Annotated in this window: 21 protein-coding genes and 1 other RNA gene; 15 read left to right on the plus strand and 7 right to left on the minus strand. The window is 61.6% G+C overall.

Annotated features, from left to right (window positions below):
- Positions 1-427: 427 nt before the first annotated feature.
- From ccoN to ABOA88_RS08720, 13 genes are all read left to right on the plus strand, one after another.
- Positions 428-1870: a cytochrome-c oxidase, cbb3-type subunit I gene (gene ccoN, locus ABOA88_RS08660; RefSeq protein ID WP_196169080.1), complete on the plus strand. Its 1443-nt coding sequence runs from the start codon at positions 428-430 to the stop codon at positions 1868-1870.
- Positions 1870-2478 (plus strand): cytochrome-c oxidase, cbb3-type subunit II, encoded by a 609-nt coding sequence (gene ccoO, locus ABOA88_RS08665; RefSeq protein ID WP_043212301.1) that lies wholly within the window; start codon positions 1870-1872, stop codon positions 2476-2478. The genes ccoN and ccoO overlap by 1 nt, the downstream gene beginning before the upstream one ends.
- A 5-nt stretch (positions 2479-2483) precedes the next feature.
- The gene (locus ABOA88_RS08670) at positions 2484-2681 is read left to right on the plus strand and encodes a CcoQ/FixQ family Cbb3-type cytochrome c oxidase assembly chaperone (protein WP_070092136.1); all 198 of its coding nucleotides are present in this window, start codon (positions 2484-2486) and stop codon (positions 2679-2681) included.
- Positions 2678-3658 carry a cytochrome-c oxidase, cbb3-type subunit III gene (ccoP, locus tag ABOA88_RS08675; RefSeq protein ID WP_196169079.1) on the plus strand — a complete coding sequence of 327 codons (981 nt, stop codon included), beginning with the start codon at positions 2678-2680 and terminating at the stop codon, positions 3656-3658. The genes ABOA88_RS08670 and ccoP overlap by 4 nt, the downstream gene beginning before the upstream one ends.
- Before the next feature lie 155 nt (positions 3659-3813).
- Positions 3814-4824 carry a metallophosphoesterase family protein gene (locus ABOA88_RS08680; protein ID WP_196169078.1) on the plus strand — a complete coding sequence of 337 codons (1011 nt, stop codon included), beginning with the start codon at positions 3814-3816 and terminating at the stop codon, positions 4822-4824.
- Positions 4825-5034: 210 nt separating this feature from the next.
- The gene (ccoG, locus tag ABOA88_RS08685; protein ID WP_367851289.1) at positions 5035-6450 is read left to right on the plus strand and encodes a cytochrome c oxidase accessory protein CcoG; all 1416 of its coding nucleotides are present in this window, start codon (positions 5035-5037) and stop codon (positions 6448-6450) included.
- Positions 6451-6464: 14 nt separating this feature from the next.
- Positions 6465-6995, plus strand: coding sequence for a FixH family protein (locus ABOA88_RS08690; protein ID WP_196169076.1), 531 nt, complete (start codon positions 6465-6467; stop codon positions 6993-6995).
- 124 nt (positions 6996-7119) lie between these two features.
- Positions 7120-9591: a heavy metal translocating P-type ATPase gene (locus ABOA88_RS08695; RefSeq protein WP_367851288.1), complete on the plus strand. Its 2472-nt coding sequence runs from the start codon at positions 7120-7122 to the stop codon at positions 9589-9591.
- Complete coding sequence (gene ccoS, locus ABOA88_RS08700; protein WP_196169074.1) at positions 9570-9782, plus strand: cbb3-type cytochrome oxidase assembly protein CcoS; 213 nt, start codon at positions 9570-9572, stop codon at positions 9780-9782. The genes ABOA88_RS08695 and ccoS overlap by 22 nt, the downstream gene beginning before the upstream one ends.
- Positions 9775-10458, plus strand: coding sequence for a sulfite exporter TauE/SafE family protein (locus tag ABOA88_RS08705; RefSeq protein ID WP_196169073.1), 684 nt, complete (start codon positions 9775-9777; stop codon positions 10456-10458). The genes ccoS and ABOA88_RS08705 overlap by 8 nt, the downstream gene beginning before the upstream one ends.
- 114 nt (positions 10459-10572) lie before the next feature.
- Positions 10573-11955, plus strand: coding sequence for an oxygen-independent coproporphyrinogen III oxidase (gene hemN / locus ABOA88_RS08710; protein ID WP_196169072.1), 1383 nt, complete (start codon positions 10573-10575; stop codon positions 11953-11955).
- Between the two features lie 187 nt (positions 11956-12142).
- The gene (gene fnrA / locus ABOA88_RS08715) at positions 12143-12877 is read left to right on the plus strand and encodes a Crp/Fnr family transcriptional regulator FnrA (RefSeq protein WP_196169071.1); all 735 of its coding nucleotides are present in this window, start codon (positions 12143-12145) and stop codon (positions 12875-12877) included.
- A gap of 49 nt (positions 12878-12926) precedes the next feature.
- Positions 12927-13475 (plus strand): adenine phosphoribosyltransferase, encoded by a 549-nt coding sequence (locus tag ABOA88_RS08720; RefSeq protein WP_043212282.1) that lies wholly within the window; start codon positions 12927-12929, stop codon positions 13473-13475.
- Between the two features lie 55 nt (positions 13476-13530).
- Here ABOA88_RS08720 and recR read toward each other — a convergent pair whose 3' ends face one another.
- The 3 genes from recR to dnaX form a co-directional block, all read right to left on the minus strand.
- Positions 13531-14133, minus strand: a complete 603-nt coding sequence (recR, locus tag ABOA88_RS08725; RefSeq protein WP_367851287.1) for a recombination mediator RecR — start codon at positions 14131-14133, stop codon at positions 13531-13533.
- Positions 14134-14483: 350 nt separating this feature from the next.
- The gene (locus ABOA88_RS08730) at positions 14484-14810 is read right to left on the minus strand and encodes a YbaB/EbfC family nucleoid-associated protein (RefSeq protein ID WP_043212277.1); all 327 of its coding nucleotides are present in this window, start codon (positions 14808-14810) and stop codon (positions 14484-14486) included.
- A gap of 65 nt (positions 14811-14875) precedes the next feature.
- Positions 14876-16945, minus strand: a complete 2070-nt coding sequence (gene dnaX / locus ABOA88_RS08735; protein ID WP_196169069.1) for a DNA polymerase III subunit gamma/tau — start codon at positions 16943-16945, stop codon at positions 14876-14878.
- A gap of 131 nt (positions 16946-17076) precedes the next feature.
- On the opposite strand from dnaX, the gene ABOA88_RS08740 reads away from it, so the two are divergent.
- The gene (locus tag ABOA88_RS08740; protein WP_367851286.1) at positions 17077-17865 is read left to right on the plus strand and encodes a substrate-binding periplasmic protein; all 789 of its coding nucleotides are present in this window, start codon (positions 17077-17079) and stop codon (positions 17863-17865) included.
- Positions 17866-18113: 248 nt separating this feature from the next.
- Here the strand turns inward: ABOA88_RS08740 and ABOA88_RS08745 are convergent, their stop codons facing one another.
- The 3 genes from ABOA88_RS08745 to ffs form a co-directional block, all read right to left on the minus strand.
- On the minus strand, positions 18114-20048 hold the full coding sequence (locus ABOA88_RS08745; protein WP_367851285.1) for a hypothetical protein: 1935 nt from the start codon (positions 20046-20048) through the stop codon (positions 18114-18116).
- 17 nt (positions 20049-20065) lie between these two features.
- Positions 20066-20476 carry a hypothetical protein gene (locus ABOA88_RS08750; protein WP_196169066.1) on the minus strand — a complete coding sequence of 137 codons (411 nt, stop codon included), beginning with the start codon at positions 20474-20476 and terminating at the stop codon, positions 20066-20068.
- A 165-nt stretch (positions 20477-20641) separates the two neighbouring features.
- An RNA gene (ffs, locus tag ABOA88_RS08755) (signal recognition particle sRNA small type) lies at positions 20642-20738 on the minus strand.
- A gap of 595 nt (positions 20739-21333) precedes the next feature.
- Here ffs and ABOA88_RS08760 point away from each other — a divergent pair.
- Positions 21334-21918, plus strand: coding sequence for a recombinase family protein (locus ABOA88_RS08760; protein WP_367851284.1), 585 nt, complete (start codon positions 21334-21336; stop codon positions 21916-21918).
- 49 nt (positions 21919-21967) lie between these two features.
- On the opposite strand, the gene ABOA88_RS08765 is transcribed toward ABOA88_RS08760, so the two are convergent.
- Entirely contained in the window at positions 21968-25150 is a 3183-nt protein-coding gene (locus tag ABOA88_RS08765) for a type I restriction endonuclease subunit R (protein ID WP_367851283.1), read from the minus strand.
- Positions 25151-25157: the final 7 nt, after the last annotated feature.

The raw sequence follows: 25157 nt of genomic DNA on the forward strand, positions 1-25157 counted from the left end.
CGAGCGACGCCCGCCAAGGGCTGCGCCACCGCCCTCCCCGCCTTATCCCTCCTTGCACCCACTCTGAACAGAACTAAGCTTGTTGCCACAGTGGCCTCGCTTATAGCGAACCCACATGGCGCGGCGCATGGCCTGACTCCGCGCACCGGCTTTTGCGGGTCGATCGCACAGGTTTCGGTAGACGTCCCTGCTTGCCGAAGCCCTGCAGAAAAAGCTTGACCGATCGATCAGAAAAAGGCGAAAAACGGTACACATTACAAACATTTATTTGTGTACAATCATCCAGCCCCTAAACCGCGGGACGGTGGTGGAAAGGGCCTGGACACGGGTCGGCGTCATGATCCTTGCGTTGCCATAACCCTAGTGGTTATCGATACTGACGCCGATTTTCGACCAACAAGAACACCCAAAACCGTGGAACCTTAGAATGAGCACTGCAATCAGTCCGACTGCTTATAACTATAAGGTCGTCCGCCAGTTCGCCATCATGACGGTGGTCTGGGGGATCCTTGGCATGGGGCTCGGCGTCTTCATTGCCTCGCAACTGGTATGGCCCCAGCTCAACCTGGACCTGCCATGGACGAGCTTCGGCCGCCTTCGCCCGCTGCACACCAACCTGGTGATCTTCGCCTTCGGAGGTTGCGCGCTGTTCGCCACTTCCTACTACGTCGTGCAGCGCACCTGCCAGACTCGGCTGATCTCCGACAGCATGGCCGCCTTCACCTTCTGGGGTTGGCAGGCAGTGATCGTCGGCGCGCTGATCACCCTGCCGATGGGCTACACCACCACCAAGGAATACGCCGAGCTCGAGTGGCCGCTGGCGATTCTCCTGGCCATCGTCTGGGTCACCTACGGCCTGGTGTTCTTCGGCACCATCGTCAAGCGCAAGACCAAGCACATCTATGTCGGCAACTGGTTCTACGGTGCGTTCATCGTGGTCACGGCGATGCTGCACATCGTCAACCACATGTCCCTGCCGGTCAGCCTGTTCAAGTCGTACTCGGCCTACTCCGGCGCCACCGACGCGATGGTCCAGTGGTGGTACGGCCACAACGCCGTGGGCTTCTTCCTGACCACGGGTTTCCTGGGGATGATGTACTACTTCGTGCCCAAGCAGGCCGAGCGTCCGATCTACTCCTATCGCCTGTCGATCGTCCACTTCTGGGCACTGATCACCCTGTACATCTGGGCAGGCCCGCACCATCTGCACTACACCGCGCTGCCTGACTGGGCGCAGTCGCTGGGCATGGTGATGTCGATCATCCTCCTGGCCCCGAGCTGGGGCGGCATGATCAACGGCATGATGACCCTCTCCGGTGCCTGGCACAAACTGCGCACCGACCCGATCCTGCGCTTCCTGGTGGTCTCGCTGGCCTTCTACGGCATGTCCACCTTCGAAGGCCCGATGATGGCCATCAAGACGGTCAACTCGCTGTCGCACTACACCGACTGGACCATCGGCCACGTCCACGCCGGCGCCCTCGGTTGGGTCGCGATGATTTCCATCGGCGCCGTGTATCACATGATCCCGCGCCTGTACGGTCGCCAACAGATGCACAGCATCGGCCTGATCAACGCTCATTTCTGGCTGGCGACCATCGGCACTGTGCTGTACATCGCCTCGATGTGGGTCAACGGCATCACCCAGGGCCTGATGTGGCGCGCCATCAACGACGACGGCACCCTCACCTACTCCTTCGTCGAAGCCCTCCAGGCCAGCCACCCAGGCTACATCGTCCGCGCCCTGGGCGGTGCGTTCTTCGCCTCCGGCATGCTGCTGATGGCCTACAACGTCTACCGCACCGTCCGCGCCTCGAAGCCGGCCGAGGCTGAGGAAGCCGCCAAGATCGTCGTCGTGGGAGCTCACTGATGAAGCACGAAGCAGTCGAGAAGAATATTGGCCTATTGGCCTTCTTCATGGTCATCGCCGTCAGCATCGGCGGCCTGACCCAGATCGTCCCGCTGTTCTTCCAGGACGTCACCAACAAGCCGGTCGAGGGCATGAAGCCGCGCACCGCGCTGGAGCTCGAGGGTCGCGACATCTATATCCGCGAAGGCTGCGTTGGCTGCCACTCGCAGATGATCCGCCCGTTCCGCGCCGAGACCGAGCGCTACGGCCATTACTCGGTGGCCGGCGAAAGTGTCTGGGACCACCCGTTCCTGTGGGGCTCCAAGCGCACCGGACCGGACCTGGCACGTGTGGGCGGGCGCTACTCCGATGACTGGCACCGCGCGCACCTGTACAACCCGCGCAACGTCGTGCCCGAGTCGAAGATGCCCTCCTACCCCTGGCTGGTGGAGAACAAGCTCGACGGCAAGGACACACCGAAGAAAATGGAAGTCCTGCGCACCCTGGGCGTGCCCTACACCGACGAGGACATTGCCGGCGCCCGCGACGCGGTCAAGGGCAAGACCGAGATGGACGCCCTCGTGGCGTACCTGCAAGGCCTCGGCACCATCATCAAGAGCAAGCGGTGACACTGATGGATATCGGGATGATTCGTGGCCTGGGCACCGTCGTGGTGATGGTCGCCTTCGTAGGCCTGGCGCTGTGGGTGTTCAACCCACGGCGCAAGAAAGAGTTCGACGAGGCAACCCAGTTGCCGTTCGCCGATGATCCCGAAGCCAGCCGGCACGTCGAGCAAGCGCAAGCGAAAGCTTCTAGGAGCAAAGAACAATGACAACCTTCTGGAGTCTGTACGTCACCGTCCTGACCCTGGGCACCATCTTTTCCCTGACCTGGCTGTTGCTCTCCACCCGCAAGGGCCAGCGCGAGGAAATCACCGACGAGACCGTCGGCCATGCCTTCGACGGTATCGAGGAATACGACAACCCGCTGCCCAAGTGGTGGTTCTGGCTGTTCGTCGGCACCATCGTGTTCGCCCTGGGCTATCTGGTGCTGTACCCAGGCCTGGGTAACTGGAAAGGCATCCTGCCTGGCTACCAGTACCTGGATACCGAAAAGCAGACCGAGTTCTCCAACGGCCAGGCCGGCTGGACCGGCGTGCATGAGTGGGAAAAGGAAATGGCCAAGGCCGATGCCCGCTTCGGGCCGATCTTCGCCAAGTTCGCCGCCATGCCGGTCGAAGAAGTCGCCAAGGACCCGCAAGCCCTGAAGATGGGTGGCCGCCTGTTCGCCTCCAACTGCTCGGTGTGCCATGGTTCCGATGCCAAGGGCGCCTACGGCTTCCCCAACCTGACCGACAATGACTGGCGCTGGGGCGGCGAGCCGGAGACCATCAAGACCACCATCATGAACGGTCGTCACGGCGTCATGCCGGCCTGGGCCGAAGTGCTGGGCGAGCAAGGCGTGGCTGATGTCGCAGCCTTCGTCCTGACCAATCTCGATGGCCGCACCCTGCCCGAAGGCGCCAAAGCCGATCCGGCCAATGGCCAGAAGCTCTTCGCCGCCAACTGCGTGGCCTGCCATGGCCCTGAAGGCAAAGGTACCCCAGCGATGGGCGCGCCTAACCTGACCCACCCACAGGCGTTCATCTACGGCTCGAGCTTTGCCCAGTTGCAACAGACCATCCGCTATGGTCGTCAGGGTCAGATGCCGGCCCAGGCGCAGATGCAGGGCAACGACAAGGTCCACCTGCTGGCCGCCTATGTCTACAGCCTGTCGCATCAGGACACTGCGCAGCAGAAAGCGGAGTAACCACAGCAAACGGCCCCGGCGATCATCACCGGGGCCGTTTTTTCTGGGCTGGCAGGATTGATAGGAGGAATCGCTACCGGATTCCGAGGGACAGGGCACTAGGAAATTCTCTGGTGGACAGGCATCGAGCCTGACTTACCCAGAGGATTTAAGAAATGACCTACCCCACCTATCCCGTAGCCCTACCCCCGAAACAGCCTGGCCGCTATGGCAACCGCCCGACGCCCAGAGCGTTCGTGTTCGTATCCGACCCCCAGTATCCGTGGACGCCTGCTTCCGACTACGGCGATTATCAAAGCGACGCTGAACGCAACGAAGAATCACAAGCCTTGATCAACGAGCAGTACGCCAGCATTGCGAGCTACCGCGACAGCTTGGGCGGCACGGGCATCCCGGTGATGATCAATGGCGACATGACTGCATACGGGCACGGCTGGCAACGCAAAGTCCTCTACCCGATCATCGAGCGCCACCTGCACAAGAACTATTACTTTGGCCTGGGCAATCATGACTACAAGAACAACGTCACCGATAACTCCGGGGGCTCATTCAACAACGGCGGGCCCCGGGACAGCGTGATGGATCTGCTCAATCACCACCGAAATGTCGTGGACACGATGGATGTCGCGACTTCGAGCAGCTACAGGCTGACCAACTACAGAGGCAGCCTGGCGTACAGCATCAGTTTCGGCCAGGTTCGCTTGATCCAGCTGAACAATGAACCCACCTACCGTGTGGATTTTGACAGTGGCTGGGCATGGCCATTCGAGTCCCGCGACAAGTTCAAGATCAGCGATGCACTGGGCTGGCTTGAAGGGCAATTGAAAGAAGCCTATGAAAACGGCCAGATCGTCCTGCTCAACCTGCATCAGCCAGACGATTGGGACGGCACCGAGGAGGACCTGATGCATTTCAGGGACATGATCAACCACTTCCAGGTCAACGCGGTGTTCGGTGGCCACTATCACACTGAAGCCGGAGGCTGGCATCGCTCCAACAGACAATATGGCGCGGTTCCAGTCTTCCTGAGTGGCTCGGCCTCCCAGCGCACCTACCTGCTGGCCGAACTGGACAACGATGCCCAGGGGTTGGCCATCAAACGCGTAAGGAACAATGACTGGACCCAGGCTGAAACGCTGAGGCACCTGAGGCTGTATCGGCCATAGGCACTTGCCTGCGGCGGGCACGCCTTGTCAATTGACCTGCGTCAAGGCGAGCCCCAATACACGATAATCAAATGCAACCCAATGCGACTTAACGCCGCAGCCACACCCCAGGTGCCATGACGCGCGTATCATGCACAGACACCTGATGGGTAACAAACGCGGTCGGCATGCACTGGCCGCAGCGTTTTTCCACTGCCGTGGGACATGATGATGAGCAAGCAAATTCCGGTACATGACGTCACCCCGCCCGCCAAGAAAGGCAAGGAATCCGTCGACCTCTACGCCTCCCGGGAAAAAATCTACACCCGTGCCTTCACCGGCGTGTTCCGCAGGCTGCGCATGGTCGGCGGGGCCATCCTGTTCCTACTCTACTTCGGCACGGTGTGGCTGAACTGGGGCGATCACCAGGCTGTTTGGTGGAACCTGCCCGAGCGCAAGTTCTACATCTTCGACGCCACCATCTGGCCGCAGGACTTCATCCTGCTCTCGGGCCTGCTGATCGTGGCGGCCTTCGGCTTGTTCTTCATCACGGTGTTCGCCGGACGCGTGTGGTGCGGCTACACCTGTCCGCAGAGCGTCTGGACCTGGATTTTCATGTGGTGCGAAAAGGTCACCGAGGGTGACCGCAACCAGCGCATGAAGCTCGACAAGGCGCCAATGAGCGCCAACAAGTTTCTGCGCAAGGCCGCCAAGCACAGCCTGTGGTTGCTGATCGGCTTCGTCACTGGCATGACCTTCGTCGGCTACTTCTCGCCCATTCGCGAACTGGTCACCGAATTCTTCACCGGCCAAGCCGATGGCTGGGCGTATTTCTGGGTCGCGTTCTTCACCCTCGCCACCTACGGCAATGCCGGCTGGCTGCGCGAGCAGGTGTGTGTGTACATGTGCCCCTACGCCCGCTTCCAGAGCGTGATGTTCGACAAAGACACCCTGATCGTCTCCTATGACCCACGCCGCGGCGAGACCCGAGGCCCACGCAAGAAAGACATCGACTACAAGGCCAAAGGCCTGGGCGATTGCATCGACTGCACCATGTGCGTGCAGGTCTGCCCCACCGGCATCGACATCCGCGATGGCCTGCAGATCGAGTGCATCGGCTGCGCGGCCTGTATCGACGCCTGCGACAACATCATGGAGAAGATGGACTATCCCAAAGGGCTGATCAGCTACACCACCGAGCACAACCTGTCCGGGCAGAAGACCCACATGCTGCGTCCGCGCCTTATCGGCTACGCCGTGGTCCTGCTGGTGATGATCGGTCTGCTCGCCACCGCCTTCGCCACCCGCTCGCTGGTGGGCTTCGACGTCAGCAAGGACCGGGTGCTGTATCGCGAAAACGCCCAGGGGCGGATCGAGAACGTGTACAGCCTCAAGGTCATGAACAAGGACCAGCGTGACCACGTCTACGTGCTCGACGCCACTGGCCTGCCGGGCCTGCAGCTCGAAGGCCATCGCGAGATCCGCGTCGCTGCCGGCGATATCGTCAGCCTGCCGGTGCAGTTGTCGGTCGCACCCGAGCAATTGCCCTCGACCACCAACGAAATCATCTTCATCCTCAAGGACGCCGATCAAAGCGCCACCCAGGTTGAAGCCAAGAGCCGCTTCATCGGCCCGCAAATACGCTGAGAGAGAATTCGACAATGCCTGCCGCAACCGCCGACAGCCCCTGGTACAAGCACCTCTGGCCGTGGATCATCATCGGCATCCTGGTCACCTCGGTGTGCCTGAGCCTGACCATGGTCAGCATCGCCGTGCGCAACCCCGACAACCTGGTGAACGACAACTACTACGAGGCCGGCAAAGGCATCAATCGCTCCCTGGATCGTGAACTGCTGGCCCAGACCCTCAAACTCAAGGCCAGCGTGCACCTGGACGAGCTGACCGGCGAAGTCGACGTACGCCTGACCGGCAACAGCGCCCCTCAGACGCTGGAGCTGAATCTGATCTCGCCCACCCAGCCAGACAAGGACCGCAAGGTACAACTGGCCCGCAGCGAACCCGGTCGTTACCTCGGCCAGCTCGACGACCGGGTCGAAGGCAGGCGTTTCGTCGAACTGCTGGGCAGCGAAGACGGCCACGTCTGGCGCCTGTTCGAGGAGGAGAAAGTCGCCCACGGCGTGACCCTGACGCTGGGCGACGAGGCCCTGCAGGGCGCTGAGCACCAAGAGTAAGCGATTTCCCGTGAGAGCAGGTTTACCGCACGATGGCGTCCGACTTGGCGATCTGATAGCCCGTCTTGCGCCATTACGCGGTGAACCCGTCCCACAGGGTTGAGCTTCAGCCAGAAGACATCACATGACCCAACCCACCCCTTGCTACCACTGCGCCCTCCCCATCCCTGTCGGCAGCCATTTCACCGCGGTAGTCCTTGGCGAGCCGCGTCAGTTCTGCTGCCCGGGTTGCCAGGCGGTGGCAGAGTCCATCGTCGCAGGTGGCCTGGAGCACTACTATCAGCACCGCAGCGACACCAGCGCCAACCCCGAAGCCCTGCCGCGCCAATTGCAGGACGAACTGGCGCTCTATGATCGCGCCGATGTGCAGCAGGCGTTCGTACGTCACCAAGGCGAGCTGTCCGAAGCCACACTGATGATCGAAGGCATCAGTTGCGCCGCCTGCGGGTGGCTGATCGAAAAGCACCTGCGTAACCTGGCCGGCGTCACCGAAGCACGGCTGAACCTGTCCAATCATCGCCTGCTGGTGACCTGGGACGACCGCCAGTTACCCCTTTCTCAGCTGCTGGCCGAACTGCGCCAGATCGGTTATGCCGCCCACCCCTATCAACCGGACCAAGCCGCCGAACACCTGGCCCAGGAAAACCGCAGTGCCCTGCGCCGCCTGGGCGTGGCGGGCCTGCTGTGGTTCCAGGCGATGATGGCGACCATGGCCACCTGGCCGGAATTCAACATCGACCTGAGCCCCGAGCTGCACACCATCCTGCGTTGGGTCGCGCTGTTTCTCACTACCCCGATCGTGTTCTACAGCTGCGCGCCGTTCTTCAAAGGTGCCGCTCGCGACCTGCGCACACGCCACCTGACCATGGACGTCTCGGTGTCGCTGGCCATTGCCTTGGCTTATGGCGCCGGCATCTGGACCGCTATCACCGGCAGCGGCGAACTGTACTTCGACACCGTCGGCATGTTCGCGCTGTTCCTGCTCACCGGCCGCTATCTGGAACGCCGCGCGCGGGAACGCACAGCAGCGGCCACCGCCCAACTGGTCAACCTGCTCCCCGCCTCTTGCCTGCGCCTGGGCAGCGCCGGAAACGCCGAGCGCATCCTGCTGGGCGAGCTCAACCAAGGCGATCGGGTCCAGGTGCTGCCTGGCTCGGTGATCCCTGCCGACGGAAGCATTGTCGATGGCCGCTCCAGCGTGGACGAATCGCTGCTCACCGGTGAATACCTGCCTCTGGCGCGCCAGGTCGGCGACCGTGTCACCGGCGGCACCCTGAATGTCGAGAGCACCCTGACCGTGGCGGTCGAAGCCATCGGCCAGGACTCACGCCTCTCAGCCATCGTCCGCCTGCTGGAGCGGGCCCAATCGGAAAAACCACGCCTGGCCGAGATCGCCGACCGCGCCTCTCAATGGTTCCTGCTGTTCACATTGGTGGCCAGCGCAGCCATTGGCCTGCTGTGGTGGCAGCTCGATGCCGCGCGAGCCTTCTGGATCGTCCTGGCCATGTTGGTGGCGACTTGCCCCTGCGCGCTGTCCCTGGCCACTCCGACCGCCCTCACCGCCGCCACCGGCACCCTGCACAAGCTGGGCCTGCTGGTGACGCGTGGCCATGTGCTGGAAGGGCTGAACCAGGTCGATACGGTAATCTTCGACAAGACCGGCACCCTCACCGAGGGCCGTTTGGCACTGCGCAGCATCCACCCCCTGGGGGCGCTCCCTGCCGATCGCTGCCTGGCGCTCGCCGCCGCGTTGGAGAACCGCTCCGAGCACCCCATCGCCCGCGCCTTCGGACGCACCGCGCTGCCAGCCGAGGAGGTGCAAACCGTGCCTGGGCTGGGGCTGGAGGGGCAAGTCGACGGACAGCATCTGCGCATTGGCCAGGCCACGTTCGTTTGCACATTGAGTGGTGCCCAGATCCCGTCAGTACCAGAGGCCCGTGGCCAATGGTTGCTGCTGGGCGATCACCAAGGCCCGCTGGCCTGGTTCGGCCTGGATGATCGGCTGCGTGATGACGCGCCTGCCCTGCTGGCCGCCTGCAAAGCCCGCGGCTGGCATACCCTGCTGCTGTCGGGTGACAACTCGCCGATGGTCGCCGAAGTGGCCACGCAACTGGGCATCGACCAGGCCATTGGCGGCCTGCGCCCGGACGACAAACTGGAACGACTCAAGGCACTGCAGGCCGAGGGTCGCAAGGTGTTGATGCTGGGCGACGGGGTCAACGACGTGCCGGTGCTGGCCGCCGCCGACATCAGCATCGCCATGGGCTCGGCCACTGATCTTGCCAAGACCTGCGCCGACGCGGTGCTGTTGTCCAACCGTCTGGACGCTCTGGTGCAAGCCTTCGACCTGGCCCGGCGCACTCGCCGCAATATCATCGAGAACCTGCTCTGGGCGACCTTGTATAATGGCCTCATGTTGCCGTTCGCCGCCCTCGGCTGGATCACCCCGGTCTGGGCAGCCATCGGCATGTCGGTCAGTTCGCTGATCGTGGTGCTCAATGCCCTGCGCCTGACCCGGCCAACAGGCGCGAGCCTGCCAGCGAGCCAGACGCCCGCGACCGAAAGGAAACCGCTATGCCCGCCCTCTACGTCATGATCCCCGCGGCCTTGCTGATCGTCGGCGTGGCCGTGTACATCTTCTTCTGGGCAGTGGACAGCGGCCAATACGACGACCTCGACAGCCCTGCCCACAGTATCCTGTTCGACGACCAGGACCCACGCCACCAGGCCGCTGTCAAACCCGACGAAAGCCAGCCAGACGACAAGGAACCGCCCACCCGTGCCTGACCTGCTTCCCCTGCTCGGCTCGGCACTGGTCCTCGGCCTGCTCGGTGGTGGGCACTGCTTGGGCATGTGCGGCGGCCTGATGGGCGCCCTCACGCTGGCCATCCCCCCAGAGCAACGCAGCCGTCGCCTGCGCCTGCTGTTGGCCTACAATCTGGGACGCGTGCTGAGCTACGCCACCGCCGGCCTGTTGCTTGGGCTGGCTGGCGTGGCACTGGCCAGCAGCCCTCTGGCCCAAGGCCTACGTGTAGTCGCCGCGCTGCTGTTGATCGCCATGGGCCTGTACCTGGCGGGCTGGTGGAGCGGACTGACCCGCATCGAAGCACTGGGCCGCGGCTTGTGGCGCCACATCCAGCCCCTGGCAACCCGTCTGCTACCGGTCTCCAGCCTGCCTCGCGCTCTATTGCTCGGGGCCCTGTGGGGCTGGCTGCCGTGCGGTTTGGTCTACAGCACTCTGCTATGGGCTGCCAGTCAGGGCAACGCCGCTCATAGCGCAGCCTTGATGCTGGCGTTCGGCATCGGGACCTGGCCGGTGCTGGTTGCCACGGGGCTGGCCGCCGAACGCATCGGCGCCTTGCTGCGCCGGCGCGGCGTACGTATGGCCGGGGGACTGCTGGTGATCCTGTTCGGCCTGTGGACCCTGCCAGGGCCGCACCAGCATTGGTTGATGGGACACTGACAGGGCGTCAGCCCCTGCTACACGTTCCCATCCAGACCCCGTTGATGCAAATCAAGACGAGCCCCGGCGGGCCGCCCTAGACTCCGGACACTGCCGCTCTCTCCGGGGACCACCATGCTCGACGACCTACGCTGGGACTGCGACCTGATCCGCCGCTACGATCTGGCCGGCCCACGCTACACCTCTTATCCGACCGCCATGCAACTGCACGGCGAAGTGGGTTCGTTCGACCTGCTCCACGCCCTGCGCGAGAGCCGTCGCGCGATCCGCCCACTGTCGCTGTACGTACACGTGCCGTTCTGCGCCAACATCTGCTACTACTGCGCCTGCAACAAGGTCATCACCAAAGATCGCGCCAGGGCCCAGCCTTATTTGCAACGCCTGGAGCAGGAGATCCAGCTGATCGCCTGCCATCTGGATGCCAAACAGCGGGTCGAGCAACTGCATTTCGGTGGAGGCACGCCCACCTTCCTCAGCCATGTCGAACTGCGCCAGTTGATGGCCACCTTGCGCCAGCACTTCCACCTGCTGGACGACGACTCCGGCGACTACGGTATCGAGATCGACCCACGCGAAGCCGACTGGTCGACCATGGGCCTTTTGCGCGAGCTGGGCTTCAACCGCGTCAGCCTGGGCGTGCAGGATCTCGACCCGGCCGTGCAACGCGCGATCAACCGCCTGCAAAGCCTGGAGCAGACCCGCACCTTGATCGAGGCCGCACGCACCTTGCAGTTCCGCTCGGTCAACCTCGACCTGATCTATGGCCTGCCCCGCCAGACCCCGGAAGGCTTCGCCCGCACCGTCGAGGAAGTGATCCGCCTGCAGCCTGACCGCCTCTCGGTATTCAACTACGCCCACCTGCCCGAGCGCTTCATGCCCCAGCGACGCATCGACAGCGCCGAGCTACCGGCGCCTTCGGCCAAGCTGGAAATGCTCCAGGGCACCATTGAGCAACTGACCGCCGCCGGCTATCGCTATATTGGCATGGACCACTTCGCCCTCCCCGATGACGAGCTGGCCATCGCCCAGGAGGAAGGCACCCTGCAGCGCAACTTCCAGGGCTATACCACCCACGGTCACTGCGACCTGATTGGCCTGGGCGTATCGGCCATCAGCCAGATCGGCGATCTCTACTGTCAGAACAGCAGCGACCTGGCCACCTACCAGGACACCCTTTCCAGCGCCCAGTTGGCCACCCAGCGCGGGCTGCTGTGCAACCCGGATGACCGCCTGCGCCGCGCGGTGATCCAGCAATTGATCTGCCATTTCGAGCTGGACTTCGACAGCATCGAGCATGCCTTCACCATCGACTTTCGTGGTTACTTCAAGGACCAATGGCCGCAGTTGCAGGCCATGCAGCGTGATGGCCTGATCAGCCTGGATGCCAAGGGTATTCGGGTACTTCCTGCCGGGCGACTGCTGGTACGTTCTGTGTGCATGGTGTTCGACGCCTACTTGGCCATGCACAACCAGCAGCGCTTCTCTCGGGTGATATGAACAGACCGAGTCGATCAACCGCATGGACAGAACGCCTTGTCAGGCACACTATGGGCAGTTGACAGGCCTTGGCACACTCCCGCCAAGGCCCGGCCAGGTCGCACCCAAATAGCGCGCGCTGGCCTACAGCCTATGCTGTGAGTTACCCTTACAGCTTATGCGTGCTTTCCCACAAGGATCGATAGAAATGTCCGAGCCAGTCAAACTGCGCCCACACAACCAGGCCCATTGCAAGGACTGCAGCCTGGCCCCCCTGTGCCTGCCCTTGTCGCTCAATTTGGAGGACATGGATGCATTGGATGAAATCGTCAAGCGTGGCCGTCCCCTGAAAAAGGGTGAGTTCCTGTTCCGCCAGGGTGACAATTTCGGCTCGGTCTACGCCGTACGTTCCGGCGCCCTGAAAACGTTCAGCCTCAGTGATGGTGGCGAAGAGCAGATCACCGGCTTCCACCTGCCGAGCGAACTGGTCGGGCTGTCGGGGATGGACACCGAGGCCTACCCGGTGTCGGCCCAGGCCCAGGAAACCACCTCGGTCTGCGAGATCCCCTTCGAGCGGCTGGATGAGCTGTCGGTCCAGCTGCCACAGTTACGTCGCCAGTTGATGCGAGTGATGAGCCGGGAGATTCGCGATGACCAGCAGATGATGCTGCTGCTGTCGAAAAAGACCGCTGACGAACGCATCGCCACCTTCCTGGTCAACCTATCCGCCCGCTTCCGCGCCCGCGGCTACTCGGCCAACCAGTTCCGCCTGAGCATGTCGCGCAACGAAATCGGCAACTATCTAGGCCTGGCGGTGGAAACCGTGTCCCGGGTGTTTACCCGCTTCCAGCAAAACGGCCTGATCAAGGCCGAGGGCAAAGAAGTGCATATCCTCGACCCGATCCAGCTGTGCGCGCTGGCGGGCGGTGCGATGGAAGCCTGAAGCCGCACCAGCAAGGTATACTGGTGCATCCGTTTTCCAGGAAAGCCACATGCACAGCGATACCTTCGATCTCAAAGCCCTGATCCGCCCGGTCCCGGACTTTCCCAAGCCGGGCGTGATCTTCCGCGACATTACCCCTCTGTTCCAGTCGCCGCGCGGGCTGCGCTATGTGGCCGACCAGTTCATCGAGCGTTATGTCGAGGCCGAGTTCAGCCATATTGGTGCCATGGATGCCCGGGGGTTTTTGATCGGCTCGATCATTGCCCACCAGTTGAACAAGCCGCTGATCCTGTTCCGCAAGCAAGGCAAGCTGCCGGCCGACGTGCTGTCGGAGGCTTACCAGACCGAGTACGGCGAAGCGTTCCTCGAAGTGCATGCCGACAGCCTGTGCGAGGGTGATTCGGTGCTGATCTTCGATGACCTGATCGCCACCGGCGGCACCCTGCTGGCGGCCGCCAACCTGATCCGTCGCACCGGTGCCGAGGTATTCGAGGCTGCAGCGATCATCGACCTGCCTGAGCTGGACGGGTCCCGTCGCCTGCAGGCTGCCGGCGTGCCGACCTTCTGCCTGACCGAGTTCTCGCTGAGCGAGTTTTGATTTTTGTCAGAGCCCTGCGCCTGCAGGCAACTGTAGGCGCGGGTCTGTTCATGATTCAGAGCGAGATTGGCTTACGCCCGGCGAAGGCATGGGCCAAGGTTCCGCCATCGACCAGCTCCAGCTCTCCACCCAACGGCACGCCATGGGCGATTCGCGAGGCAATCAGGCCTTTCTCGGTCAGCAGTTGGGCGATGTAGTGAGCAGTCGCCTCCCCTTCCACGGTAGGGTTGGTCGCCAGAATCACTTCAGTGAAACTTCCTTGCTCCTCGATCCGTGCCATCAATTGCGGAATGCCGATCGCCTCCGGGCCGAGCCCATCCAACGGTGACAGATGTCCCTTCAGGACAAAGTAGCGGCCTCGGTAGCCCGTCTGCTCCACCGCATACACATCCATCGGCCCTTCCACCACGCAGAGTTGAGTGTCGTCCCGGCGCGTGTCGGCGCATTGCGGGCACAGCTCCTGCTCGGTCAGGGTGCGGCATTGACGGCAGTGGCCGACGCCTTCCATGGCCTGGCTCAGGGCCTGGGCCAGACGCAGGCCACCACTGCGGTCGCGCTCGAGCAACTGCAGGGCCATACGCTGGGCGGTTTTCTGGCCGACGCCGGGCAGCGTACGCAAGGCGTCGATCAGTTGGCGGATCAGGGGGCTGAAGCTCATGGGAAAGACCTGACAGATCAATAGGAGGCGGTTTATACCGGCCAGGGTCATATACGTCAAATACACACCCATTCAAGCTGCCGCAAGCGAAGCCTTCGCCTCTTCGCGCCTCCCGCTCTTGCTCTTCCCAGGCGCCGCCGATTGCGACTCCACTGGACCTCCTGAAGTCGCGATTGGCGGTGCCTGGAACATCGCGTACGAACAGCAAAAGCTACCAGCACGAGCAACAAACTCGTTGTGACGGGGGTATGTTGGGTCCGTAGTTTTTTTCATAACCCATAAAAAAGCCGCCCCGATCATCGGTAGCGGCTTTTCAATGCGCAGCCAGTCTTTGCCTGGCCAGGCAACAGTCAGAACGGCATCTTGAAGCCTGGTGGCAGCTGCATGCCTGCAGTCATGCTGCCCATCTTCTCTTGGCTGTTCTGCTCGACCTTGCGCACTGCATCGTTAACAGCAGCGGCGATCAGGTCTTCCAGCACTTCCTTGTCCTCTTGCATCAGGCTGTCATCGATGCTGATGCGCTTGACGTCATGACGACCGGTCATCACCACGCTGACCAAGCCGGCACCGGATTGGCCTGTCACTTCAGCATTGGCCAGCTCTTCCTGCATCTTGGCCATTTTTTCCTGCATCTGCTGGGCCTGCTTCATCAGGCCGGCCATGCCACCTTTCATCATGGGGGTACACCTCGATTGGGTCATGTGATGCGCCCCGGCTCGCTACCGGGCGCATGGTTATCCGTTCATTCGCCCTGGCTGACCAGGGCTTGCACAGGCTCAATAGTATCCTGTCGTACCGTCGCACCGAACTGCCGGATCATCTGCTGGATGAGCGGGTCTTGCTCGATCGATACCTCAGCCTCGCGCTGACGCTCCGCGCGCTTGCGGGCAGCGGCCTGGGCCGGAGTTTCCTGCTCGGGGCGGATCAGTTCAATCTTCAGTCGCAGGGTTCGCCCCAAGTGCTGGTTCAGCGCATCGTTCAGACGGCGCTGCTGGGTCGTATTGAATAGCGCTCCCTGCCCCGGGTCCAGATGCAGCAGCCAATCGTCACCATCAGCGGCAATCAGCGTACAGTTTGCGGCGATGTTGCCTGTCATACCGGAGACAGGCAACTGTGGGAATAATTCCAGCCATTGCAGAGCCAGGCCCGTGGCCGGCTTGGCTGCAGGCAGAGGCTCCGGGGCCTTCGCCGGCTCGGCTTCGTGCACATGCTCGGCCAATTCGTCCAGGTAGCTGAAACCTACCGGGTCGCTGTCCGGCGTATAGTAATCCTCATCCAGCGGCGGTTCGTCGTCACGGTCCATGCCCGCCGATCCGTAGGCAGACGGATCGAAGGGCGGCTCGTCATAGCTGGGCTGGCTCTGACTGGACACTGGAACAGGCTGAGGCGCGGGCGAGACGTCGGGTACAGGTGCCGCGACGGGTTCCTCCCACGGCAGGTCGATGACATCCTCCACCACCACATCCGGCTCCGGCGCAGCGACCTCGACCTGCGGCTCGGGCTCGGGCACAGGTGCCAGTTCGACAACCGCTGACGGTGGCTCGATCGGCGGCACAACCGCTGGCTCAGCAGCAACAGGTACCTGGGCCGTAGTCTCGGACTGCTCGGGAACACTCGCGGCAGGCGGCTCGACGACAGGCGCCGCAGCTGCCACCGGTTTTGCCGGATCAGCTGTGGCCTGGCTGATCCCCACCGGCTTTAGTACCGGCTTTGGCGCATCGTCGGCATCCGCCGGGCGGAAAGCCAGCATCCGCAACAGCACCATCTCGAATCCGCCCCGCGGATCCGGCGCCAACGGCAGGTCCCGCCGACCGATCAGGCCCATCTGGTAATAGAACTGCACATCCTCGGCCGGCAATGCCGAGGCCAGGGCCAGCACGCGGTCACGATCGCCCTGACCGTTGTCCACGGCCTCCGGCAGCGCCTGGGCAATGGCGACCCGGTGAAGCACATTGAGCATCTCGGCCAGCACGCCGTTCCAGTCGGGCCCCTGTTCGGCGAGGTTGCGCACGGCCTCCAGTAGCGCCCGGGCATCGCCCTCCAGCAGCGCCTGGAGTACGCCATACACCTGACCATGATCGAGGGTACCGAGCATTGCCCGGACATCGGCAGCCAGCACCTTGCCCTCGCCAAAAGCGATGGCCTGGTCAGTCAAGCTCATGGCGTCGCGCATGGAGCCGTCAGCCGCACGGCCGAGCAACCACAGGGCATCTTCCTCGAACGGCACGTTTTCGGCACCCAGCACATGGCTCAGGTGCTCCACCACCCGCTCCGGGCTCATGTTCTTCAACGAGAACTGTAGGCAACGCGACAGGATGGTCGCCGGAAGCTTCTGCGGATCGGTGGTTGCGAGGATGAATTTGACGTAAGGCGGAGGCTCTTCCAGCGTCTTCAACAGGGCGTTGAACGAGTGGGTGGAGAGCATGTGCACTTCGTCGATCAGGTAGACCTTGAAACGCCCACGGCTTGGCGCGTACTGCACGTTGTCAAGCAGTTCACGGGTGTCCTCGACCTTGGTCCGGCTCGCGGCGTCGATCTCGATCAGGTCGACGAAGCGCCCTTCGTCGATCTCCCGGCAGACCGAACAGGTACCGCAGGGTGTTGAGGTGATACCGGTTTCGCAGTTCAGGCACTTGGCGATGATGCGCGCGATCGTGGTCTTGCCGACGCCGCGAGTACCGGTGAACAGATAGGCATGGTGCAGGCGCTGGTTGTCCAGGGCGTTGATCAAAGCCTTGAGCACATGGGCCTGGCCGACCATTTCGCGGAACGAGCGCGGGCGCCATTTACGTGCAAGAACCTGATAACTCATCAAAAAACCATCGCAACCTGAACAAGCGGAAGATCGCTAATGCTAGCGGAGCGGGGGCAAAATTGCACCCTGCCGAACTCGTCTAAGCTAAGGACAAACGCACGCATTGGCAGCGATCAAGGAGGATTGACGTGCACAGAGCCCTGCTCATCCTCATGCTCTGGGCCGGCAATGCCCAGTCCGAGCAGCCAGTGCTGCGATTTTCCGTCGCCGAAAGCTGGAGCATGCCCCTGATTCGCATCGAACAGGACCAGCCCGTGGAGGGCATCCTGTTCGACCTGATGCAGACACTGGCCCAAGAGACAGGCGCACGAGCCGAGTATCACGTGATGGCCCGTCTGCGGGTGCAACAGGCGATGGACGCGGGCGAAGTCGATGTGCGCTGCCATGTGACCCCGGCATGGTTCGAGGACCGCTTCGACAAGTTCCTGTGGAGTGTACCCCTTCTTCACCAGCGCGACCTGCTGGTCGGCAGCCCCGGCCAGTACACCCCTACCCGCCTTGAACAACTGCCGGTACAGGCCGTCGGCACGGTGCTGGGCTATCGCTACCCCGCCCTGGACCCGCTATTTGCCCAAGGTCGGCTACGCCGCGAGGACAGCCGCAATCAGGTGCTCGCCTTGCAAAAGCTCCAGGCTGGCCGCTACCGCCATGCAGTGAGCAACGAATTCTCACTGCTATGGTTCAATCGCACACTCCCCCCCGAGCAACAATTACAGGCCCTCGCCGTGCTAGAAGAGCAGGACCTGCGCTGCATCGTGCGCAATGACCCGACAGTCCTGACCCAGGCAGTACTCAAGGCCCTGGCGCACATGAAGCAATCAGGGCAGATCGAGCGGATCCTGCAGCGCTACAGCACCCCACTCACACATCCGGTCAGCTCGCAGACCGTGATGTCGTCCCAGGTTCCCGATCGCTGACCCTCACCACGAGCCCGCCTGCACCAACACTGCGCTCAAGAATACCCCCACCCCGAACATCGCATCAGTCGCCACGCTGCGTAGAAGACTGACCAGCGGCTTCGGCGTACGCGACGCAAAAACGAATCAATCGCCTGCAAGCGATGAGCAAAGGCCTGCGCGCTGCAGCGGCATGTCCTGCGCCCGACACTTCAGCGACTGCTGAAGCTTGCCATCGCCGGTACATGCGCGAAAAAGCAGGCCAAGTCTCAGTAACCGTGCGACTCCCGGAACGGTTGGCTCTTATGATAGGCCACCCATTCCTCCACCTCGTAGGGCAGGTAAAGCTGACGCCGCGCCCGCGAAAGCGCGATGTACACCGCACAGACCCGAGCATCGAACGCATAGGCGTCCTTGAAGGGGTCGGTGCTCATCAGCTCCGGCGTCAACAGCACGCGCTCGAACTCCAGCCCTCCCGCGTCCTGGGCCAGCATCAACAGGACGCTGCCGGGCTGGCCGGAAACCCGAGCCTTGACCTTGTTCAGCTCAGCGATACGGAAGCCTTCCTGCAGCCTGGCCTCGACCCACACGAATGCCGCATCGTGCAGATGGATATCGCGAACCTGCCGCCAGTCCGTGGTGTGAGCGAAGTACGGGTGCGACTCGTCGCTATCCTGCTCACCCCTGAACAACCTGATCGCGGTTTCCATGAAACCCTGCAGATTCATCTGCTCGGCAAAGGCGATTGCGTAATGCTTGCCGGTCAGTTCCATCGCCCATTTCATCGCGTCCCAGTGCGATGCGGTCAACACCACGCAGCCCTCCGGCGGCACAAAGCCTTCTGGATAGAACTCCACGCCGACCTCAGCGCTACCCGCCCCCTCGAACGCCAGCTTGGACTTTTGCGAATGCACGCTGATCAGCGGATTGATCAAGCGCTCGACCTGAGGACCGCTACGCACGGAGAAGGCGATATCGCGCTGACGCACCTCGCGCTGCCTACGCAATCCTGGCCCCCAGGCGCGCTGATACTCATCGCCAAGGGTAATCAGGACCTGACGGCCACGTTCGATGATCTGCAACAATGACGCCGGCACGTCCTGGCTCTCATCGATGATCACGTGGCTATAGCGGGCCGGCACGCTGCAACCGGCAAGGCTTGCACGCTTGATCAGCAACAGTGCCAGGAACCCCGTATGGCTGTCCCAGGCAGGATTAGCCTGGAGGTAGGTCCACAGCCGGCTTGAGTACTCCAGCAGTACCCGGCTATCGAGGTTGGACAAAGGGTGTTCGAAAAATGGCAGGTGCCGGGCAGTGATGCTGTAGTCCCAGGACTCGCAGTAGTTCTTCAGCAGCTCAAGGCAGATCTCCAGCGTTTTCTCCGGTCCATACTGGCGAAAACCGAGAATGCCCAGCTCCTCGGCCAAGGCACGTTTGCGCGGAACCCTCATGGCCTTGGCGGGCGCGCGCCGCGAGCCCTGCAACAACTCTTGGGCGAACTCGCCAAATGTCTTGCCTCGCTTGCTATCAGCAGCGACACCCAGGCGACGCCGCAGGGCATGCAATTTTCCCGAGGTACGCGCCAGCGGCAGCACACTCCCCGCTGGTAGGCAGTCCATCAATGCCCCGAGCAAGTAGCTCTTGCCGATCCCCGCATAGCCTTGAACGTGCAGGTCCTCGTCCGGATTGGCCCGCACTATCCTGACCAGCCTGTCCTGCTCGGCGGTGAGCCAGCGCTCCCTGTCGAACCTCGTGATCGCTTGCTGACGAAACGGATTGTTCTGTAGGTGACGGCGGATCTTGAATTCGAAATCCCACTTGCCATCTGGCAACAGGTACTCGCCGGCCGCCACTTCGTCAGCCATCAGCAAATGCAGCCTCGAGCCTTTGATGAGCTCCAGCCCAAAATACAGTTTTCGCGCATCGAACAACCGCCGCGCTTCCGTCAACAGCCCCACCCCAGGGGAATGGCGAACATCGACCGACCAGGCCAACAGCCTGGCCAGTATTTTTTCGGCTGCTGCCGGATCGAGCACCTGCCCCTTGGCCTCGACAAGATTCTGGATAACCAACACCGCGGCCAACTGCGCATCGCCCAGCGCATCGAGCGCGCTGTGATCCTGGGCATCGAGCAACCCCTGGCAGGTCTGCAGGGTGACCGGCAGGAACACGGGGTTGGTGAAATCGTAATGTTCAGGTTGCATACGCGCTCACGGGAAAATCATTCAACGCGGCAAGGCCCGCCGGCCTCGGCCACTGTCAGGGTGTACTCGTACATCCCCAGGCTGCCCGACATGCCGCCCGGATAGCTGCGTGCCTCGGGAAGCTCGGCGTCCAGCATGCCGTCGAGTTCATAGAGTGCCATTTCCAGCAGCTTGCGCAGGTCCCGGGCGCTGCCCGCCGAAACCTTGAGCTCGAAACCCAAAGCCCCTTGAGCGGCGACGTCCTGCTCAGTGCTTGCAATCACTTCGGCTTCGCCGAGGATGCGCTCATGCTCCTCTTCCATCTGGTCGAGCACCTTCGACAGCTCCAGAACCCGCTCGGGATGGGCAGCCATCAGGTCCTTGATTTCCAGGCGACGGATTTGCCAATCACGGATCTTGTGGCGGGTCTGGTCGTCTAGGTGATCCATGGGCGTACCTCAGGAGGTGAAACAACAAACGGAATGCCTTGCATGATAAGGCGCTCGCAGGGGCGGGAGAAAGACGCGCGGCATTACCAGACGTTGAATACTGGCGCAGGGAGAGAGGTGGGAGTGACAGGTAAATCGCTTGGCGGACGCCAGAAATGGAGGCGGCCCCACCAGCCACACCCCGGCACACGATGTTCCCGCTATGGCTGCTCCCTTCCGGGCCTGACCAGGTTAACGGGTAATCGTTGCGGGAAGGCCTGAAAGCCTCGCCATTCCTGACTTCTAGCGTTTTCTGCTCGTCGCACGACTATCAATCGGAGACCACATTCTATAGCGCTGGCATGAGCCTTTGGGAGCGCTTTGGATCACCGTTTCGGATCACTTCTGGATCCCTTTTGGATCACTTGGCCACACCCCACCGGCCATTTTTTGCAAAAAATGCGAGCCCCTATCCATCGAGCCGTCCCACTCGATTCCCCCCGGTACCCACCCCTCCTCGCCTGAAAAAACAGGGCACCCCCTCCCCGATCAAACACGATGCTCAGGCTTCCCTGTCGACAGCGAGGGTGAGCCGGGGCACGACGACCACCCACGGGCCTCGATCTCACTTCCAGGTGAACGAGTACCGCGCTCTGGCCAGAGGTCTCGATGGAAGGACAGATCAGCCCGCAAGACCGCGAGATGGGTTCCCGTGCGTACTAAGGGGGCGGATCAGAAGGTGTACCTTCCGAGCCAGCTTGAGCCAAACGAAGCGCTGCGGCCCTAAGTAGGATCAGAACTGTTGATTTTCAATGATCCATCCAATAGTATATTGAGCTAGCTTTGTGATCCATCTAGCGCTCAAGGAGCTATTAGCCATGACCGCCACCATCGCCTACGTTCGAGTCAGCACCGACGACCAAACCACCGAGGCCCAGCGCCACGCCATCAGCCAACGCTTCAATGTCAACGAGTGGTTCTCCGATGAGGCCACCAGCGGGGCCACGAAGGCACTTCAGCGGGAGGGCTTCAAGGCACTCCACGCCTATGCCAGGAAGGGAGACACGGTTGCCGTGGCAGCCATCGACCGCCTTGGCAGGGATACCATCGACGTGCTGGAAACAGTGGAAGCCCTGAAAGCCAAGGGCGTGACCGTGGTATCGATGCGCGAAGGCTTCGACCTCTCCAGCCCGGTCGGCAAAGCCATGCTCACCATGCTGGCTGCGGTAGCTGAGCTGGAGCGGGCCAATATCAAGGCGCGTCAGATGGCCGGGATCGAGCGAGCCAGGGCACAGGGCAAGAAGCTGGGGGCACCGAAGGTGATCGATGATCAGGCCGTGGCCATCTGGAGGAAAGAGAACGAGGCCAGCATTGCGGATACCGCCAAGCACTGGGGGATCTCAACGGCTGCCGTGAAGCGGGCTTGCAGGGTGCTGCGAGTGCCACAGGGGGCAGCCGTATAGACGAGGTTGCGTGTTGGGGGGCATTATTTTTTGCTCCCCCAAAGCACCGTTACCGCATGGCTGAGTACACGCTCTCACCAGCCCCGTAGTAGCTCGTGAAGATGTGGTGGAAGGCCAGCTCGCACTTCTCGTTGTAGATCCCCTCGTCGTAGCTCTCAGGCAAGCCCCGGTCGAAGACGATCTCCAGAGTACGCCGCACATCACTTCTGGCCCTATCCTTCTTGCGCCAGTCGAGCACCAGCTTCTCGGCCTTCAGGGTCTCCAGAAGCTCCTTGCAGACCTTCTTCACCTGCGCCTTTTCCTTCTCCGCAAGTACCGGTACTGGCCTGGTCAGGATGTCGAACAGAGCCAGCTCTTCCTCCGAGAGGTTCTCGCGGATAGCTCGTTGATCCTCGACCTGCAGATCAGCAGTGAGATCCACCAGTTCCTTGAAGAACACCTCGATGTTCAGGCTGCCAGAGTTGTAGGCGTCGATCAGCTTCTGGAACTTCTCCATGAAGTCCTTGCGAGTGGGGTTCTCGGTCAGCATGGTTTCCAGTTTCATGCTCAATAAGGCCCGGAGCTTCTCGGCCTCGGTGCGCTTGCGCCCCTGATTGAACTTCTCCTTGAGCTTCTCGAAGTCAATCTGGCTGAGGTCATGTAGTGGCTGATCGTCGGCTTCCTTGATGATGTAAGGCACCGGAGCGATGGAGCGATCCAGCAATTCCTCGACCTGCTGCATCACCTCGGAGATGTCGACGGGTGGAGCCAGTGCCTTGATCTTTTGGGCAATCACGGAGATCAGCACAGCATCAGGAGCAAGCTCATTGGCATCAGGATCGGGAAGAATCGCTCGGTAGACCCGAGACACAATCCGGGCCTGACTCAAGAAGCTGTTCTTGGTTTCCTCATTGGCAATGAGTTGCTCAACCGCATCATCCAGTTTGGCCACCTTCTCGAAGCCTTGAGCATCCTTGATGGCCTGGGCATTCACACCATGCTCGGACAGGAACGAGATCCCCCTGGCAAGCAGGTGCTTCAAGTACTCGACCAGCTCGGCCTTGTTCTTGATTGGCTCCCCCTCACCACCTTCGCCAGAAGAAGCACCGCCATAGATCGCCAAGGCTTCCTGCAGTTTACGGAAGACCCCCACATAGTCGACGATCAATCCCGCTTCCTTGCCCGGATACTTCCGGTTAGCCCGAGCAATGGTCTGCATCAGGGTGTGATTCTTCATCGGCTTGTCGAGGTAGATGGTCGAGCAAGACGGCACATCAAAGCCGGTAATCCACATGGCACACACGAAGACCAACCGCAGAGGATCCTTGGAATCCTTGAACTTCTCGCCCAGGTTCTCCTCATTCATGCGCTTACGGTGTGGGATGATGTCCAGCTCTTTGTCGGCTAGCTCCTTCACCTCATTCTGACCTTGGGAGACGACCACCGCCATGTCGGTTGATGTCATCACCTGGATCTTGTGCTGCAATTCCTCTTGCTGCTCCTTGGGAGCCTTTGCGAGCTGAGCTTTCAGGTCAACCAGATACGTCTTCCAGTGATCCTGAACCTTGTTGTACATGCGAACGGCGGTGGCCTTGTCGATGCACACCAGCATGGCCTTGCCCTGGTAACCACGACCAACGAAGTGGTTCACCAGATCCTTGGCGATGGCTTCAAGGCGATCCTCTCGGGTGATCAGGTGGTACTCACGGGCGAAGACCTGCTCTACCTTGCGCTCCTGCTCCTCGTCCAGCTCAGCCTCTTCGAGTAGCGCCGCCATGTCCTCGTTGAGGTTTTCGTTGATGAGCTGCATCTCGGGAATGCGATTTTCGTAGTACAGCGGAACCGTGGCACCGTCAGCGATAGACTGGCCGAAGTCATAGACGGAGATGTAGTCACCGAAGACCTCTTTGGTCTTCTCCTCGCCAGCCATCAGTGGCGTCCCGGTGAAGCCCAGGAAGGCGGCATTGGGGAGTGCCGTCCTCATGTTCATGGCCAGGGTGTCGTACTGGGAACGGTGAGCTTCGTCGGTGATGACGATGATGTCCTGGCGGTCAGAGAGCTGCGGGTAGACCTCGCCTTTCTTCGTGCCGAACTTCTGGATCAACGTGAAGACGTAGCGGTGGTCTTCGCTGAGCAACTGCTTGAGGTGAGCACCGCTGGTGGCATGGGCTTCGACTTCCCCCACAGCACCTGTAGCGGCGAAGGTCTTGTAGATTTGCTCGTCCAACTCATTGCGGTCAGTGACGATCACGAACGTCCAGTTGCCAGGGATTTTGCGCAGGATCTTCTGAGCGAAAAAGACCATCGACAACGACTTGCCTGACCCCTGGGTGTGCCAGAAGACGCCCAGCCGCCCAGCCTGATCCTTGGGGCGATCCTTGGTGCGCCAGACCTCAGCGATGGCCTTATTGACACCCAGGTACTGGTGGTTCTTGGCGATCTTCTTGATCACGCCACCAGCCACATCCTCGAAGACGGTGAAGTTCTCGACGATATCCAGCAGCCTAGAAGGCTCACCGATGCCCCTGATGGCCGTCTCCAGGGAGACAACGCCCTTCTCACCCTCATCGTTGATCCGCTTCCACTCGAACAGATGCTCCCACGGCGAGAAGGTGCTACCCACCACCGTCTGGGAACCGTTCGACAGCATCAGTGCGCCGTTGTAGGTGAAGAGCTGCGGGATGACAGTCCGGTAGTCGGTGAGGTTGTCGTCGTAGGCGGCCTTGAGCGTCTTGTGCGTTGCCTTCAGCTCAACGAACAACAGTGGGATACCGTTCACGAAGCCCAGCAGGTCAGTGCGCCGCGTGTGGTAGTCCCCCTTCACCCAGAACTGGGAGGCGAGGAAGAAGTCGTTCTCCTCGACATTGCCCCAGTCGATGACCCTGGCCACCTTGAGCGTGTTATGCCCGTGCTCATCGGTGACCGAGACGGGCACTCCATCCTTCAGCAGCCGATAGACCTCCTGATTGGCGTTGACCGGCAGCAGCTTGGAACGATCTCGGGCCAATTCCTCGACCACCAGATTGATGGCATCGCTGGGCAAGTCAGGGTTGAGCTTGCTGAGCGCAGCCCGCAAACGCCCCTCCAGCACCACATCCTGCTGAGTCTGGCGACCTTCGCTGGAGGAGCTACCTGTCCACTCTGCATAGAGGTTCCCCGTTTCCCAGCCGAGAGACTCGAACAGCGCAATGGCTGGCTGCTCGACCAGCGTGTCCTCGGAATAGTCATGCGAATGTGGTGCTGCTGGACTCATGCGCCTG

Origin of the sequence: Pseudomonas sp. PKS (assembly GCF_051913525.1) — a bacterium.
Lineage (GTDB): Bacteria > Pseudomonadota > Gammaproteobacteria > Pseudomonadales > Pseudomonadaceae > Aquipseudomonas > Aquipseudomonas guariconensis_D.

Bases quoted from the DNA above. Each gene is read 5' to 3' on its own strand.
- ABOA88_RS08750 (WP_196169066.1), bottom strand. From the start codon at position 20,476: ATGGATCACCTAGACGACCAGACCCGCCACAAGATCCGTGATTGGCAA.
- ccoS (WP_196169074.1), top strand. From the start codon at position 9,570: ATGCCCGCCCTCTACGTCATGATCCCCGCGGCCTTGCTGATCGTCGGC.
- ABOA88_RS08745 (WP_367851285.1), bottom strand. From the start codon at position 20,048: ATGCAACCTGAACATTACGATTTCACCAACCCCGTGTTCCTGCCGGTC.
- ABOA88_RS08720 (WP_043212282.1), top strand. From the start codon at position 12,927: ATGCACAGCGATACCTTCGATCTCAAAGCCCTGATCCGCCCGGTCCCG.
- ccoP (WP_196169079.1), top strand. From the start codon at position 2,678: ATGACAACCTTCTGGAGTCTGTACGTCACCGTCCTGACCCTGGGCACC.
- ABOA88_RS08765 (WP_367851283.1), bottom strand. From the start codon at position 25,150: ATGAGTCCAGCAGCACCACATTCGCATGACTATTCCGAGGACACGCTG.
- ccoN (WP_196169080.1), top strand. From the start codon at position 428: ATGAGCACTGCAATCAGTCCGACTGCTTATAACTATAAGGTCGTCCGC.
- ABOA88_RS08670 (WP_070092136.1), top strand. From the start codon at position 2,484: ATGGATATCGGGATGATTCGTGGCCTGGGCACCGTCGTGGTGATGGTC.
- ABOA88_RS08690 (WP_196169076.1), top strand. From the start codon at position 6,465: ATGCCTGCCGCAACCGCCGACAGCCCCTGGTACAAGCACCTCTGGCCG.
- fnrA (WP_196169071.1), top strand. From the start codon at position 12,143: ATGTCCGAGCCAGTCAAACTGCGCCCACACAACCAGGCCCATTGCAAG.
- dnaX (WP_196169069.1), bottom strand. From the start codon at position 16,945: ATGAGTTATCAGGTTCTTGCACGTAAATGGCGCCCGCGCTCGTTCCGC.
- hemN (WP_196169072.1), top strand. From the start codon at position 10,573: ATGCTCGACGACCTACGCTGGGACTGCGACCTGATCCGCCGCTACGAT.
- ccoG (WP_367851289.1), top strand. From the start codon at position 5,035: ATGAGCAAGCAAATTCCGGTACATGACGTCACCCCGCCCGCCAAGAAA.
- ABOA88_RS08680 (WP_196169078.1), top strand. From the start codon at position 3,814: ATGACCTACCCCACCTATCCCGTAGCCCTACCCCCGAAACAGCCTGGC.
- ccoO (WP_043212301.1), top strand. From the start codon at position 1,870: ATGAAGCACGAAGCAGTCGAGAAGAATATTGGCCTATTGGCCTTCTTC.
- ABOA88_RS08760 (WP_367851284.1), top strand. From the start codon at position 21,334: ATGACCGCCACCATCGCCTACGTTCGAGTCAGCACCGACGACCAAACC.
- ABOA88_RS08730 (WP_043212277.1), bottom strand. From the start codon at position 14,810: ATGATGAAAGGTGGCATGGCCGGCCTGATGAAGCAGGCCCAGCAGATG.
- ABOA88_RS08695 (WP_367851288.1), top strand. From the start codon at position 7,120: ATGACCCAACCCACCCCTTGCTACCACTGCGCCCTCCCCATCCCTGTC.
- recR (WP_367851287.1), bottom strand. From the start codon at position 14,133: ATGAGCTTCAGCCCCCTGATCCGCCAACTGATCGACGCCTTGCGTACG.